The organism is Catellatospora bangladeshensis (assembly GCF_016862575.1).
GTDB lineage: Bacteria > Actinomycetota > Actinomycetes > Mycobacteriales > Micromonosporaceae > Catellatospora > Catellatospora bangladeshensis.
On sequence record NZ_BONF01000002.1, the window covers coordinates 45,108 to 59,776 of the forward strand.

The window sequence follows — 14,669 nt, forward strand, 5'->3', positions numbered from 1 at the left end:
GTCACGGCCGCCTAGCGGCGACCCTGATCGCATGACGCAGTCGAAGACCGCGCCCCCCGACCACACCCTGGACACGCCCGGCACGCGCCGGGGGCCGGCAGAGTCGCTGGCCGATCTCATGGCGGGCAACCGCCGGTTCGTGGCGGGCCGTCCCCGCTACGGGCACCACGTCGCCGAGGCCGCCTCGCGCTCCGGCGGGCAGGAGCCCTACGCCGTCGTGCTGGGCTGCATCGACTCCCGCGTGCCGCTGGAGGCGGTGTTCGACCAGAACTTCGGCTCCATCTGCGTGGTGCGCTCCGGCGCCCACGTGCTGGACCGCTCGGTCGTCGGCTCGGTCGAGTTCGCCGTGTCCGAACTGCACGCCTCGCTGGTGATGGTGCTCGGCCACGAGCGCTGCGGCGCCGTCGCCGCCACCGTCGACGCGCTGCGCACCGGCAGCCGCCCGGACGGCTTCATGGGCTACCTGGTGGACCAGATCGCGCCCGCGGTGACCGAGGCCGGCCTGAACGACGCGCAGGTGCAGGCCAAGGCGCTGCGCCGGCACGTGACCCGCACCGCCGAGCAGCTCCGCCTGGCCGACCGCCTGGCCCAGGCCGCAGCCGCCGGCCGCGTCCAGATCGTCGGCGCCGTGTACGACCTCGACACCGGCGTCGTAGACCTCCTCTGACCCGGCCCACGCCGTGCGAAGATCGCGGTCTCGTGTCGGAATGTGCGGGTTGGCGCCGCCTTTCGACACGAGACGGCGATCTTCACGTACTCCCTGGGTACGACGAGAAGCCCGCGGGCGCGTGGCCTGCGGGCTTCTGGACGTGCGGGTGAGGGAGCTGCTCAGCCCTCGAAGATGCCGGCCTCGGCCAGCCGCTTCTCGGTGGCGTCCCAGCCGTGGCCCGGGTGCGCGGTGTTCAGCGCGACGAGCTCGGCACGGATCTTGGTGGCGTGACCCGCGCCCGCGAGCACGCGGATCTCCTCGATGAAGGCGTCCGAGGTCGTGCTCAGGTGCACGGTCTTGCCGTTGGTGAGGTTCCGCACGTAGGCGTGCTTGCCGTTGTTCAGCGGAATGATGTACTTGAACTCACCGAGCACGCTCAGCGCGCCACCCTTGGCCTCACCGGCCCGGACAGACGCGCGCGCGGTCTTGGAGGTGTTGCTCGCCACGACGTACTCCTTGAAGTCTGGTTGACCAGAGAACTCTACATGACGTCCACGCGATCCCTGACCGGCGTCGCCTTCCGGTGTGACGGACACGTCGCCGCGGGCCGGTCGGACATTTCATCCGGCGAGTTTCGCGATTCTCTGGCGCCACATCCGTCCCACCAGTCATAGTGGGTGAGATCGCCGGAGTCGTCAGGCCGTAGGGGAAGACGAGCCTGTCCGTCTCGGGAGGTCACCGTGCCCACGCGTGGCGTCGTACACGTCCACTCGAGCCCGCTCGCCGTGTGTCCTCACGTCGAGTGGGCGATTTCGCGCGCCCTGAAAAGCGGCGCGGTCAACCTGCACTGGTCGGTGCAGCCCGTCGAGCCCAGCGCCCGGCGCGCCGAGTGCGGCTGGTCGGGCCGTCCCGGCACCGCCGCGGACATCGCCGCCGAGCTGCGCCAGTGGCCGATGCTGCGCTTCGAGATCACCGAGGAGCCGAGTCCCGGGGTGGACGGCGAGCGGTTCATGCACGTCCCCGGCCGGGGCCTGTTCCGGGCGGCGATGGGCGCGGCCGGTGACATCCAGCTCGGCGAGGACCGGCTGCGCACCATCATCACGTCCAGCCGCAGCCCGGAGGCGCTGGCCCACGCGCTGGACCTGGCCATGGGCACCCCCTGGGACGCCGAGCTGGAGCCGTACCGCTACGCGGCGGAAGGGGCGCCGGTCACGCTGCTGACGAGGGCGGGTTAGGCCGTACGGACGATGCGGGGATGCGTGTAACGGTTGACCCCGTCCCGTCCGGCTGGTGGGATGTCCCGCGTGACCTCGTCAACGCAGAAGTGGTTCCGCAGGCTCGGCGCGACGGTGTCGGGCCTGTGCGCAGTGGCGGTCGCGGCGGCCGCGTGCGGCACCGCGCCCGACCACGGGGGAGCGCTGCCGATGCAGGACCCGGCCGATCCGTCGGCCAAGGTCGCCGCCATGGTGAAGCGGATGTCCGACGCGGACCTGGCCGGCCAGGTGCTGATGCCGTTCGCGTACGGCCGCTCGGCCACCGACGTCTCGGCCGGGACGAAGGCGGCCAACCAGGCCCTGGCCGGGGTGGACACCCCCGCGCAGATGGTGGAGAAGTACCGGCTCGGCGGCATGATCCTGATCGGCTTCGGCGGCGACGACCCGACCGCCGCCAACCAGCCGGTCAACAACGTGCAGAACCCGGAGCAGGTGCGGGCGCTGACCACCGGCCTGCAGAACGCCGCGGCCCGGCTGGAGGCCGACGTGCCGCTGCTGATCGGCATGGACCAGGAGTTCGGCGTGGTGTCCCGGCTCACCACCGGGGTGACGGCGCTGCCCAGCGCGATGGCGTTCGGCGCGGCGGGCAACCCCCGGCTCACCGAGGCGGCCTGGCGCGCGGCAGGCTCCGAGCTGGCCGCGGTCGGCGTGAACGTCAACTTCGCCCCGGTCGCCGACGTGCTCGGCGCGGCGGGCAGCAACGTGATCGGCTCGCGCTCGTACGGCACCGACCCGAAGGCCGCCGGTGACCAGGTCGTCGCCGCGATCAAGGGCATGCGGGCGGGCGGGGTGGCCGCCACCCTCAAGCACTTCCCCGGCCACGGGCACACCACCGCGGACAGCCACTCCGAGCTGCCGGTGCTCGCCCAGTCGCGCCAGCTGCTCGACAAGGACGACCTGGCCCCGTTCAAGGCCGGCATCGCCGCGGGCGCGCCGTTGATCATGTCGGGCCACCTGGACGTGCAGTCCGTGGACCCGGGCGTGGCGGCGACGTTCTCCAAGAAGGTGCTGACCGACCTGCTGCGCGGCGAGCTGGGCTTCCAGGGCGTCGTGGTGTCGGACGGCATGAACATGGCCCCGGCCATGAAGCTGCCCCCCGGTGAGGCCGCGGTCGCCGCGCTGAACGCGGGCAACGACCTGCTGCTGATGGTGCCCAACGTGAAGCAGGCGCACCAGGGCCTCGTGGACGGCCTGAAGGCGGGCAAGCTCTCCCGCGAGCGCCTCACCGAGGCCGCGACTCGGGTGCTGAAGCTCAAGCTGAGCCTCGGCGAGGCCGCCGCGCCCGCGCTGTCCACCGTGGGCACCCACGCGCAGCAGGTGTCCCCGGTCGCCGCCGCGTCGGTCACGCTGCTGCGGGGCGCCTGCGGCCAGCCGCTGGTGACCGGGCCGGTGCGGGTCACCGCGGCGTCCGGCCGGGAGAAGGCACGGGCGCGCCTGGCCGCCGCGCTGAAGGAGGCGGGCGTGTCCGTGGTGGAGACCGGCGGCAGCGTGGTGCACCTGGTCGGCTACGGGGACACGGCCGAGGACCTGAGCGCGGGCGCCGCGGTCACGGTGCACATGGACGTGCCGTACCTGCTGGCCCAGTCCACCTCGAAGGTGCTGGTGGCGACGTACTCCTCCAGCGACCTCTCGATGGACGCCCTGGCCCCCGTCCTCGCGGGCAAGGCCAAGCCCACCGGCAAGGCCCCCGTCGAGATCAAGGGCCTACCCCGCACCACCTGCTCCTGACGGTCCACGCCTGGCGCGGCCCCGGCCGGTTCGCGGCCAAGATCGTCCGACTTGCGTGGCAGGTGGGCGTATCTTGGGCTGGCTTTCGCCCATCTGCCGGGCAAGTCGGTGGATCTAGAACGAGAAGCCGCCGGGGCGGTGGTTGCGGTCCGCGATGAGGCCGGCCAGGGTGGCCACGGCGATCTCGGCGGGGGTACGCGAGCCGATGTTCAGCCCGATCGGCCGGTGCACCCGGGCGACGGCGTCGTCGGGCACGCCCCGCTCGCGCAGCGCCGCCACGTGCGGCGCGGTGTGCCGGGGACTGCCCATCACGCCGATCCAGCGTGCCCGCGTCTGCAGTGCCGCGTCCAGCAGCGCGCCCAGCTCGGGCCGGTCGTGGTCGGTGACCACCACGTCGGCGTCCCCGTCGGCGAAGGACGGGTCGACCGAGCTGGCCAGGCGCAGGTGGCCGGGACGGGACGCGGCGTCGACCCGGCTCAGGTCGGGCTCCACGAGCACCGTGCGGTAGCCGAGGTCGTGGCCGAAGTGCAGCAGGTGAGCGGCGACCGGCGAGGCGAAGACCGCCACGAGGGTACGCATGCCGTGCTGCGCGGTCAGGTCGCCGTGCGCCAGGGCGCACGCTGGATCCGGATGCGAATGTGCCACCTGATCAGCCTAATGCGGCGCCCGTGTCGGGGCCGGATGCCGCTTGTCGACGCGGCCCGTGACCCCGTTGCCCATGCGGGGGAGCGCCCCTGCCCACCGACGTTAAGAAGGGCACCTTCTACTACGGAAAACGTTAAGAAGGTGCCCTTCCTTCTAGAGGGGGATGTTGCTGTGGGCGCCGCGGGCGGCGGGGGCGGCGGCGAGGGCCTCGGCGATGCGGCGGCGGGAGTCGGCGGGTTTGATGACGTCGTCGACCACGCCGATCTCGACGGCGCGGTTGACGCCGCCGGCGTTGCGGGTCTGCTCCTCGACGAGGCGGGTACGCAGCTCCTCGCGTTCGGCGGCGGGGGCGGCGGCCAGTCTGCGGCGGTGCAGGATGTTCACCGCGGCGCCCGCGCCCATGACGGCGACCTCGGCGTTCGGCCAGGCGAAGACGGCGCTCGCGCCGAGCGCGCGGGAGTTCATCGCGATGTACGCGCCGCCGTACGCCTTGCGGGTCACCAGGGTCACCCGGGGCACGACCGCCTCGGCGAACGCGTGCAGCAGCTTCGCGCCGCGGCGCACCACGCCGTCCCACTCCTGGCCCAGGCCGGGCAGGTAGCCGGGCACGTCGACCAGCACGATCAGCGGCACGCCCAGCGAGTCGCACATGCGCACGAAGCGGGCCGCCTTCTCGGCGGCGGCCGAGTCGAGGCAGCCGCCCAGGCGCATCGGGTTGTTGGCCACGACGCCCACGGTGCGGCCCGCGAAGCGGCCCAGCGCGGTCACCACGTTCGGCGCCCACTTGGCGTGCAGCTCCACGCCGGGCTCGTCGAGCAGGGCCGCGACCACCGGCTTGACGTCGTACGCGCGGTTGAACGCGGCGGGCATGGACGCGGACAGGTCGCGGTCGTCGGTCACGTCGGCCGGGACGAGCCGCCCCTGCCTGCCCAGCAGCCGGGCCAGCCGGCGCGCCTCGGCCAGCGCCGCGTCGTCGTCCTTGCAGGTCAGGTGGACCACGCCGGAGCGCTTGCCGTGGGCTTCGGGGCCGCCCAGGCGCTCCATGTCGACCTGCTCGCCGGTGACGGAGCGGACCACCTCGGGGCCGGTCACGAAGATCCGGCCCGCGTTGCTCATGATCACGATGTCGGTCAGCGCCGGCCCGTACGCGGCACCGCCGGCCGCGGGGCCGAGCACCACGGAGAGCTGCGGCACGCGGCCCGAGGCGCGCACCATCGCCGCGAACACCTGGCCCACCCCGTCCAGCGCCGCGACGCCCTCGGCCAGCCGGGCGCCGCCGGAGTGCCACAGGCCGACCACCGGCAGGCGCTCGCGCACCGCGGTGTCGATGGTGTCCACGATGTGCCGGCAGCCGTCGGCACCCAGCGCGCCGCCCATGGTGGTGGCGTCGGTGGCGAAGGCGACCGCGGGCATGCCGTCGATCTCGCCGCGCGCGCTGCTCACACCGGAGCCGTCGGCGGCGGTCAGCGCGCGTACGGTGCCGGCGTCGAACAGGGACCGCAGCCTGACCTGCGGATCGCGGTGGTCGACGGCGGCGCCGGCCGAGGTCGGGGTCATCCGGGTCTCCTAACGCCGAGGGAGGGTGCGGACGGTGACGCGGGACTTCAAGCTGCGAACAGCGACGGGCCAGGCACTCCGGTCGCGAACAGCGACGCCCGGGCACTCCGATCGCGAACAGCGACGCCCAGGCACCGAGTGGGCGCCTGGGCGTCGCCGGGCTGCGCCGGCTGCCGAGCATGTCGGCGGGCCGGATCAGACCTTCGTGAACAGCAGGGCGACGTTGTGCCCGCCGAAGCCGAACGAGTTGTTCAGCGCGGCCGCGATCTGCAGCGGGCGGGCCTTGAGCGCGGCCACGTCCATCGTCAGAGCGTCGTCGGGGTCGTCGAGGTTGATCGTCGGCGGCACGACCGAGTCGCGGATCGCCAGGATCGTCGCGATCGACTCCAGCGCCCCGGCCGCGCCGAGCAGGTGCCCGGTCATCGACTTGGTCGCGGTCAGCACCGGGTGCTCACCCAGCGCCGCCCGCAGCGCCGCGATCTCCGCCATGTCGCCCACCGGGGTCGACGTGGCGTGCGCGTTGACGTGGTTGACGTCCGCCGGGTCCACACCGGCGTCGCGCAGCGCCTTCGCGATGGCCCGGGCGGCGCCCGTGCCCTCGGGGTGGGGCTGCACGATGTCGTACCCGTCGGAGGTCATCCCCGCGCCGGCGAGGCGGGCGTACACCCGGGCGCCGCGCGCGGCGGCGTGGTCGGCCCGCTCCAGCACCACGATGCCCGCGCCCTCGCCGAGGACGAAGCCGTCGCGGCCCTTGTCCCACGGCCTGGACGCCTTCTCCGGCTCGTCGTTGCGCGTCGACATGGCGCGCATCGAGGCGAAGCCGGCGATCGGCAGCGGGTGGATCACGGCCTCGGTGCCACCGGCGATCACGACGTCGGCACGACCCGAGCGGATCATGTCGAGACCCCAGGCCAGGCCCTCCGCGCCGGTGGCGCAGGCGCTGGTCGGGGCGTGCACGCCGGCCTGTGCTCCGTACTCCAGGCCGACGAAGGCGGCCGGCCCGTTCGGCATCAGCATCGGCACGGTGTGCGGGCTGACCCGCCGCGCGCCGGACGCCTCCAGGATGTCGTCCTGGGCCAGCAGGGTCTGCGCGCCGCCGATGCCGGAGCCGACGACGACGCCGAGCCGCTCGCGGTCCAGGCCGGTGTCGGCCAGTCCCGCGTCGGCCCACGCCTCGGCGGCGGCGATGAGCGCCAGCGCCTCGGAGCGGTCCAGCTTGCGCAGCCGGACGCGGTCGAGGACCTCGCTCGGCTCCACCGCCAGCTGGGCGGCGATCTTCACCGTCAGCTGATCGGCCCACTCCTGGGTCAGCGGACTGACCCCGGAGCGGCCGGCCAGCATCGCGTCCCAGGTGGAGGCGACATCCCCGCCGAGCGGGGTGGTCGCGCCCATACCGGTGACGACAACGTCAGGCTTGGTCACGTCAAATCTCGCAACTTCAGGAGTTGGCGACGATGAACGAGACAGCGTCGCCGACGGTCTTCAGGTTCTGGACCTCGTCGTCCGGGATCTTCGCGCCGAACTTCTCCTCGGCGGCCACGACGACCTCGACCATGGAGAGCGAGTCGACGTCGAGGTCCTCGGTGAACGACTTCTCCTCGGAGACGTCGTCGGGGTTCACGCCGGCGACCTCTTCGAGGATCTCGGCCAGGCCGGTGACGACCTCTTCACGAGTAGCCATGGAACTCGGTTTCCCTTCGGTTGGGTTAACTGATGAACGGTGGTGCAAAGCCACGGGTGGGGCTCAGGGGCAGCGCACGACCTGACCCGCGTAGGTCAGACCGCCGCCGAAGCCGACGAGGAGCACCGGCGAGCCGGACTTCACCTCGCCGCGCTCGATCATCTTGGACAGGGCCAGCGGGATGCTCGCGGCCGAGGTGTTGCCCGACTCGACGATGTCCCGCGACAGCACCGCCGGGTCCACGCCGATCTTCCGCGCGAGGGGCTCGATGATGCGCAGGTTGGCCTGGTGCGGCACGAACCCGCCCAGGTCGCCGGGGGCGACGCCGGCCTTCTCGCAGGCCGCGAGCGCGACCTGGGGCGCGGTGGAGGTGGCCCAGCGGAAGACCTTCTGGCCCTCCTGGGTGATGTACGGCTGCCAGCCCTCGATCGCGATCGCGTCGCTCGGGTCGCTGCCCCACACCACCGGGCCGATGCCGGCCTCCTCGCCCTCGGCCACCGCGGTGATGACCGCGGCGCCCGCGCCGTCGGCGAAGATCACGCAGGTGCTGCGGTCGGACCAGTCGGTGATCTGCGACAGCTTCTCGGCGCCGATGACGAGGGCGTGGCGGGCGGCGCCCGCGCGGATCGCGTGGTCGGCGGTGGCCAGCGCGTACGAGAAGCCCGAGCAGGCGGTGTTCACGTCGAACGCGGCGGCGCCGGCCACGCCCAGCTTGTCGGCGACCCGGCAGGCCACGTTCGGGCTGCGGTCCACCGAGGAGCAGGTGGCGACCACGACCAGGTCGATGTCGGCGGCGGTCAGGCCGGACGCGGCCAGCGCCTTCTCCGCGGCGAATCCGGCCATGTCGGCGACGGTCTCGCTGTCGGCGATACGCCGCTCCTTGATACCGACGCGGGACTGGATCCACTCGTCGTTGGTGTCCACCATCTGGGCCAGGTCGTCGTTGGTGACGACCCGCGAGGGCTGGTAGTGCCCGAAGGCGAGGATCTTGCTGCCGCTGGTGGTCATGAGGTGCTCTCCGATCCGGACGACGGGGCCGACCCGTGGCGCGCGATCAGGTCCTTCGCGGCGGGCAGGTCGTCGGGTGTGTTCAGCGTGACGATCTCCGGGGTGCCGGTTCGCAGCTCACGCTTGACCAGGCCGGCGAGGGTGCCGGCCGGCGGCAGCTCGATGACGGCGGTGACGCCGAGGTCGGCCAGGGCGCGCATGCACAGGTCCCAGCGCACCGGCGCGGTGACCTGGCGCACCAGGCGGCCCAGCATGTCCGCGCCGCTGGTGACGGCGGCGCCGTCGGCGTTGGACAGCTGCGGGCGCAGCGCGTCGGCCGGGGTGATCCCGGCGGCGAACGACGCCAGCGCGGCCTCGGCCGGGGCCATGTACGGGGTGTGGAACGCCCCCGCCACCTGCAGCTTGATGACCCGGGTGCGGGCCGGCGGGGCGGCGGCGAACTTGTCCAGCGCGTCCAGCGCGCCGGCTGCGACGATCTGCCCGGCGCCGTTGCGGTTGGCGGCGTAGAGGCCGTGGCTGTCCAGCACGGCCAGCAGCTCGGCCTCGTCGCCGCCGAGCACGGCGGCCATGCCGGTGGGCTCCAGGGCGCACGCCGCGGCCATCTCGCGGCCGCGTACACCGGCCAGCGTGATCGCCGACTCGGGCGTCAGCACGCCGGCCAGGGCGGCCGCGCCCAGCTCACCGACGCTGTGCCCGGCGACGACCGAGACGCCCTGCACGGGCAGCTGCTCGGCGGCGAGCAGCGCGGCGGCGATCAGCAGCGGCTGGGTCTTGGCGGTGTCCTTGATCTCCTCGGCGTCGGCCTCGGTGCCGAGGTGCACCAGGTCGACGCCGGCGAGCTCGGACCAGGACCGCAGCCGCTCGGCGGCGCCGTCGAGGTCGAGCCACGGCTTGAGGAAACCGGGTTTCTGGGCACCCTGGCCCGGGGAGAGTACGGCGAGCACGTATTCAACCCTGAGGGATCACGGACCAGCGCGCCGTTGCCGGGGTTGACTAAATCCTCCTACCGAAGTTGTGGGTACCCCACAAAGATCGGCGGACGGTGGCGGAATTTTGTCCGGTTCATGCTGGCTTGGACTGCTGTTCTCCCTGCGTACCGGGCTCCAGGCGGCCCAGCGCGAGGGCGATCCGCAGGGTGAACGCGTCACGGGGAGTCAGCGGTCCGAAGCCTGTGACCTCAGCCACTCGGCGCAGCCGGTAACGCACCGTGTTCGGGTGGACGAACAACGCGCGAGCCGTCGCCTCCAGCGCGCCGCCGTGGTTGAGGAACGCGTCCAGCGTCTCCAGCAGCTCCCCGCTGGTCCGGGCGAGCGCGCCGTACGCCGAGTGGCGCAGGATGCGCCGGGCCTCGCCGTCCCCGGCCAGGGCCCGCTCGGGCAGCAGGTCGTCGGCGGCGACCGGGCGGGGCGCGGCGGGCCAGGCGGGCGCGGCCCGGTAGCCCGCCATCGCTGCGCGGGCCGACTCGGTGGCCGCCTCCAGCGACGGCACGGCCGGGCCGACCACGACCGGTCCGGCGCCGAACGCGGGCAGCAGGCGCTCGGCCGTGCCGACCGGGTCGGCGGCCCCGCCCATGACCACGACCAGGCGGTCGCCGTGCACGCCGCCCAGCACCTCCACGTCGGCCCGCCGGGCCGCCCGGTGCACGCCGTGCAGCACCACGGCCGCCTCGCCGCCGGGGGAGCGGCCCACCACCACCGCGACCGGCGGCGCGTCGGTCCAGCCGAGCGCGGCCGCGCGGCTGGCCAGCACGTCCGCCGAGTCGCCGCGCAGCAGCGCGTCCACCAGCAGCGCCTGCAGCCGGGCGTCCCAGGCGCCGCGGGACTCGGCGGCGCGCGCGTACACCCGGGCCGCGGCGAAGGCGACCTCGCGCGAGTAGCGCAGCACCGCCTCGCGCAGCTGCTGCTCCTCACCCTTTGCGGCGAGGTGGGGCACCTGCTCCTCGACCACGTCGATGGTGACCTTGATCAGGGCCACGGTCTGCTGCAGGTTGATGCTGCGGGCCAGCGCCCGCGGCGCGACGTCGAACACCTCGTCGGAGACGGCCTGCGGGCCTCCCCTGGCGCCCGCCCCTTGGCGCAGCCACTGCACCAGCGACTGCACTCCGGCCTGGGCCACCAGCATGACCCACGAACGCTGGTCGGCGGGCAGCTCCCGGAACCAGGCCAGCGTCTCGTCCATGCGCGACACGCTGGCGGTGGCGAGCGCGCCCGCGGACCGCTCGATCTGCCGCAGGGTCGCGGCCAGCGGCTCCCCGTCGGTCATGTGCCCCATGATAGGTAGCCGCCGGCCCGCCGAACCGCGGCTCACGGCGCACCGCCCGGCGCGGCGGTGAACCCGGGACGCCGCTTGGCCAGAGCCGTCACGGCTGGTGGCGCGCCTCTCCCGGGATCGTGGGATAAGCCTGTGTGGGCGGGTATGCCGGGGCGGCGGTCTCCGGGTCCGGCGCCGGGCCCGCCGCCGGGTAGGCCGGCGCCGAGTCCACGACGGCCTGCGCCGCACGCTGGCGGCGGCTCAGCCACACGGCCAGCACGACGATGCCGACGATCACGAGCAGGCCGAGCACGCCGCCCACCACGGCCACCACGGGCCACGGGAAGGAGCTGTCCTCCGCGACCGCGCGCAGCTTGTTGTCCTCGCCGACCTGCAGGTCCCAGCGCACGGTGCGGCCGTCGACGACCGCGCGGGAGTCGTGCTCGACCACCTCGCCGGGGAAGGTGACCGCGAACGTGATCCGGATGCCGCTCAGGAACGGGCGCATCAGCTCAGCCTGCCTGCCCAGGTCGGCGACGCCGGTGCCGAGGTCGGCGGTGAAGACGTACTTCCCGTCGGCATGGGTGAGCGAGGGCGCGCCCGGCTTGCCGGAGTTGAAGTCCGCCAGCGGCAGGTCGTCGTAGACGATCTTCTTGCCGTAGTACTTCCCGTCGTCGTACACCTCGGTGCGCGAGCCCTCCGGCAGGTCGGACATCCCGCTCTCGGCGCTGGCGAAGGCCTGCTCCGGGTCCTTGCCGCTCAGCTTGAGCACCGACTTGTCCAGCGCCAGCACGACCGTGCCGTCCAGCGTGTCGTCGCTGTTGACGGTCATGTCCAAATCGAGCTTCATGCAGCCGGTCAGGCTGAACGCGACCAGCGCGAGCGCGGCGAGGGTGCGCAGGGAGGTCCGGAGCTTCCGCATCCGGCCAGTATGTGGCACCGCCGCCGCGCCGGGAAGCCGGGCGGCGGTGCCCAGGTCAGACGGTCCGCCGGAACGCGTACGCGATGGCGAAGACGCCGAGTGCGATCACGACGACGACCGCGCCGTTCAGCCCGACGAAGCGCTGCCAGTCGCCGACCATGGCCTGGATGTCCGGCTCGGCCGCGCCCGACTCCGGCAGGCCGCCGCCCTTGCCGCCACCCTGCCCCAGCTCGGCGCTGCCCAGCGGCACACCGGCCTGGCGCAGCGAGGTCTCCATGGTCAGGCGGCCGATGAACCAGCCCGCGGCGACCTTGCGCTTGTCCGGCTGGGCGGCCGGGCGGAACACCCGAGGCCCGCCGACGGCCTGCGGGTAGATGTCGTAGGTCTGCTTGTCGACGTCGTTGAGCGCGGTCACCACGGTGAACTTCGGGCCCAGCTTGTCGGCCGCGGGCGACTTGGTCACACCGGGCCGGCTCGCCAGCCAGTCCACCTCGGTGATCATCGCGCCGAACTCCTTGGGGTGCTGATCGGAGCGCAGTGTGATGGGCGCCGACAGCGACTCGCCGCTGATCGTGATGCTCCTCACCACCGGTGAGGGACTGGGCTTCGGCGAAGGTGTCGGTGCGGCGTACGCGGGCGCGCCGAGCAGCAGCAGGGCTGCCGCGAACAGTCCTGCCGCGACCTTCAGAGTGCTGCGCTTCATAGCCGCCCCGTTTCGTGCGTCACCTGGTGCCAGTGTGACCGGTGGTACCCCAGTAAGACCCACGGCGAACCCGTTCGGTTGCAGATCGGATAGTCACGTTTCAGACACGGTTCACACGGTGCCCGGTTGGTCACGAAAACCGCACGTCAACTGGCCGGGAACCAAACCGGCCGGTAGCGTCGACCAACTGCGGAATGCGGTGGAGCATAACGAAGCGGAGGCGATCGTGGGGGACAGTATCCAGCGGCCGGGACGGCGGCGGCGGGCCCGGCTCGGCGGGGCGATGATCGCCCTGGCGGCGGCCCTCGGCGCGCTGCTGCTCGGGGCGAGCCCGGCCTGGGCGCACAACTCGCTGGTCGAGGCCACACCCGCGAAGAACGCCACGCTGGCCGCACCTCCCGCGCAGGTGAAACTGCGCTTCCTCGCGACGCTGAAGAGCGACGGCACCAAGCTGACGGTGACCGGTCCGGACGGGGCCGCGGCGGCGGGCGCCACGGCGGTCAGCGGCAAGGCCGTGTCCGCACCGTTCACCGGCACGGCGGGCGGCGCCTACACGGTGGCGTACGAGGTGCTGTCCCAGGACGGCCACCTCATCAAGGGGTCCTACAAGTTCACCCTGGACACGGCGGAGAGCGCCGCGGCGAGCCCGACCGCGGTGCCGTCGCCGGCCGCCCCGTCCTCGGCGGCGCCGTCCACCGTGGCCGCCGCCCCCGCGGCGGACACCGAGGAGGAGACCCCGTGGGGCCCCTGGATCGGTGGCGCCGTGGTGGCGGGACTGGTGGTCGGCGGTCTGATCAGCTTCGTCAGGCAGCGTCGGGCGAAAGCCTGACCAGCCGCTGCAGGGTGCGCTCGCGACCGAGCACCTCCAGCGACTCGAACAGGGGCAGGCCCACGGAGCGGCCGGTGACGGCGACGCGGACCGGGGCCTGCGCCTTGCCCAGCTTGAGGCCGTGCGCCTCGCCCACGGCGACGACGGTGTTCTTCAGTGACTCGGTGTCCCAGGACGGCAGCCCGCGCAGCGCGGCGATCACGTCCGGCAGGATGCCCGCGTCCTTGGACGCCTTGGCCCAGGACGCCTCGTCGATCACCGGCTCATCCACGAAGAGGAAGTCCACGTAGGACGGCACCTCGGACAGCACCGCGATGCGGGTCTGCACCAGCTCCGCGACCTGCGCGAACACGGCCGGGTCGTACCGGTCGGCGTCCCACGGCGGCGGCGTTACGCCGTACCCGCGCTCGGCCCGCTCCTCCTCGGTCGGGAACGGCCCGGTCAGCCACGGCGCGCACGCCTGCGTGAACTCTTCCACGCTCAGCGCCCGGATGTACTCGCCGTTGAACGCGCGCAGCTTCTTCTCGTCGAAGAAGGCGGGGGAGGGGTTGACCTCCTCCAGGCGGAACTCGTCCTCGATCACCGACCACGGCACGATCTCCCGGTCGCCGCTGGGCGCCCAGCCGAGCAGCATCAGGTAGTTGCGCATGGCGGCGGCGAGGTAGCCCTCGTCGCGGTACATCTCCAGGGCGACCTTGTCGCGGCGCTTGGACAGCTTCTGCCGCTTCTCGTTCACCACGACCGGCACGTGCGCCCAGACCGGCGGGGTGTGGCCCAGCGCCTCCCACAGCAGCTGCTGCTTGGGGGTGTTGGGCAGGTGCTCCTCGGCCCGGATGACGTGGGTGATCCCCATCGTCATGTCGTCCACGACGTTGGCCAGCAGGAACACCGGCGAGCCGTCGCCGCGCGCGATGACGAAGTCCTCGATCAGCTTGTTCTCGAAGGTCGGCTCGCCGCGGATCAGGTCGACGACCTTGGTGACACCCTCGTCCGGGGTGCGGAAGCGCAGCGCGCGGCCCTCGCCCGGGGGCAGGCCCCGGTCGCGGCAGAAGCCGTCGTAGCCGGAGTACTTGTTGTCGGTACGCGCCTGCACGTCGTCGCGGGTGCAGTCGCAGTAGTACGCCCGGCCCGCGTCGACCAGCTGCTGGGCGGCCTTGGTGTGCTCGGCGTGGTACGCCGACTGGAACAGGGGCCCCTCGTACGTGTCGCGGGCGATGCCGATCCACTCCAGCGCGGAGAGGATGCCCTCGGTCCACTCGGGGCGGTTGCGCGCCGCGTCGGTGTCCTCGATCCGCAGCACGAACACGCCGCCCTGCTGCTTGGCGAAGACCGCGTTCTGCAGCGCCGAGCGGGCGCCGCCGACGTGGAACATACCGGTCGGGGAAGGGGCGAATCGCACACGTACCGTCACGGCTTCCAGGGT

Annotated in this window: 15 protein-coding genes; 4 read left to right on the forward strand and 11 right to left on the reverse strand. The window is 73.0% G+C overall.

Translation table 11 applies throughout. The features are described from left to right. The first annotated feature begins 31 nt into the window (after positions 1–31). A complete protein-coding gene (locus Cba03nite_RS00850; RefSeq protein ID WP_203740532.1) occupies positions 32–667 on the forward strand; it encodes a carbonic anhydrase in 636 nt (211 codons plus the stop codon). Between the two features lie 161 nt (positions 668–828). On the opposite strand, the gene Cba03nite_RS00855 is transcribed toward Cba03nite_RS00850, so the two are convergent. After that, positions 829–1,155, reverse strand: coding sequence for a hypothetical protein (locus Cba03nite_RS00855; RefSeq protein WP_203740534.1), 327 nt, complete (start codon positions 1,153–1,155; stop codon positions 829–831). A gap of 234 nt (positions 1,156–1,389) precedes the next feature. Here Cba03nite_RS00855 and Cba03nite_RS00860 point away from each other — a divergent pair, with 234 nt between their 5' ends. Together Cba03nite_RS00860 and Cba03nite_RS00865 are read left to right on the forward strand one after the other, a co-directional pair. Further along, positions 1,390–1,884, forward strand: coding sequence for a DUF3145 domain-containing protein (locus tag Cba03nite_RS00860; protein WP_203740537.1), 495 nt, complete (start codon positions 1,390–1,392; stop codon positions 1,882–1,884). Between the two features lie 60 nt (positions 1,885–1,944). Continuing rightward, entirely contained in the window at positions 1,945–3,651 is a 1,707-nt protein-coding gene (locus Cba03nite_RS00865) for a glycoside hydrolase family 3 protein (RefSeq protein WP_203740539.1), read from the forward strand. Positions 3,652–3,765: 114 nt separating this feature from the next. Here the strand turns inward: Cba03nite_RS00865 and Cba03nite_RS00870 are convergent, their stop codons facing one another. The 9 genes from Cba03nite_RS00870 to Cba03nite_RS00910 form a co-directional block, all read right to left on the reverse strand. Further along, a complete protein-coding gene (locus Cba03nite_RS00870) occupies positions 3,766–4,296 on the reverse strand; it encodes an XdhC family protein (RefSeq protein WP_239125365.1) in 531 nt (176 codons plus the stop codon). A 153-nt stretch (positions 4,297–4,449) separates the two neighbouring features. Next, entirely contained in the window at positions 4,450–5,853 is a 1,404-nt protein-coding gene (locus tag Cba03nite_RS00875; RefSeq protein WP_203740541.1) for an acyl-CoA carboxylase subunit beta, read from the reverse strand. A 195-nt stretch (positions 5,854–6,048) separates the two neighbouring features. Continuing rightward, positions 6,049–7,275 carry a beta-ketoacyl-ACP synthase II gene (fabF, locus tag Cba03nite_RS00880; protein WP_203740543.1) on the reverse strand — a complete coding sequence of 409 codons (1,227 nt, stop codon included), beginning with the start codon at positions 7,273–7,275 and terminating at the stop codon, positions 6,049–6,051. 16 nt (positions 7,276–7,291) lie between these two features. After that, complete coding sequence (locus Cba03nite_RS00885; protein ID WP_120316303.1) at positions 7,292–7,534, reverse strand: acyl carrier protein; 243 nt, start codon at positions 7,532–7,534, stop codon at positions 7,292–7,294. Positions 7,535–7,597: 63 nt separating this feature from the next. After that, positions 7,598–8,542: a beta-ketoacyl-ACP synthase III gene (locus Cba03nite_RS00890; protein ID WP_203740545.1), complete on the reverse strand. Its 945-nt coding sequence runs from the start codon at positions 8,540–8,542 to the stop codon at positions 7,598–7,600. Continuing rightward, complete coding sequence (locus tag Cba03nite_RS00895; protein ID WP_203740548.1) at positions 8,539–9,486, reverse strand: ACP S-malonyltransferase; 948 nt, start codon at positions 9,484–9,486, stop codon at positions 8,539–8,541. The genes Cba03nite_RS00890 and Cba03nite_RS00895 overlap by 4 nt, the downstream gene beginning before the upstream one ends. Before the next feature lie 118 nt (positions 9,487–9,604). Then, positions 9,605–10,804: a PucR family transcriptional regulator gene (locus Cba03nite_RS00900; RefSeq protein ID WP_203740550.1), complete on the reverse strand. Its 1,200-nt coding sequence runs from the start codon at positions 10,802–10,804 to the stop codon at positions 9,605–9,607. A gap of 97 nt (positions 10,805–10,901) precedes the next feature. After that, complete coding sequence (locus Cba03nite_RS00905; RefSeq protein ID WP_203740552.1) at positions 10,902–11,714, reverse strand: LppM family (lipo)protein; 813 nt, start codon at positions 11,712–11,714, stop codon at positions 10,902–10,904. 55 nt (positions 11,715–11,769) lie between these two features. Further along, on the reverse strand, positions 11,770–12,417 hold the full coding sequence (locus tag Cba03nite_RS00910) for a hypothetical protein (RefSeq protein ID WP_203740554.1): 648 nt from the start codon (positions 12,415–12,417) through the stop codon (positions 11,770–11,772). Between the two features lie 226 nt (positions 12,418–12,643). Between Cba03nite_RS00910 and Cba03nite_RS00915 the strand changes: the two genes are divergently transcribed. Beyond that, the gene (locus Cba03nite_RS00915; RefSeq protein ID WP_203740556.1) at positions 12,644–13,246 is read left to right on the forward strand and encodes a copper resistance CopC family protein; all 603 of its coding nucleotides are present in this window, start codon (positions 12,644–12,646) and stop codon (positions 13,244–13,246) included. On the opposite strand, the gene gltX is transcribed toward Cba03nite_RS00915, so the two are convergent. Then, positions 13,221–14,657 carry a glutamate--tRNA ligase gene (gene gltX, locus Cba03nite_RS00920; protein WP_275411522.1) on the reverse strand — a complete coding sequence of 479 codons (1,437 nt, stop codon included), beginning with the start codon at positions 14,655–14,657 and terminating at the stop codon, positions 13,221–13,223. The two genes, Cba03nite_RS00915 and gltX, sit on opposite strands and share 26 nt — an antisense overlap. Positions 14,658–14,669 lie beyond the last annotated feature (12 nt).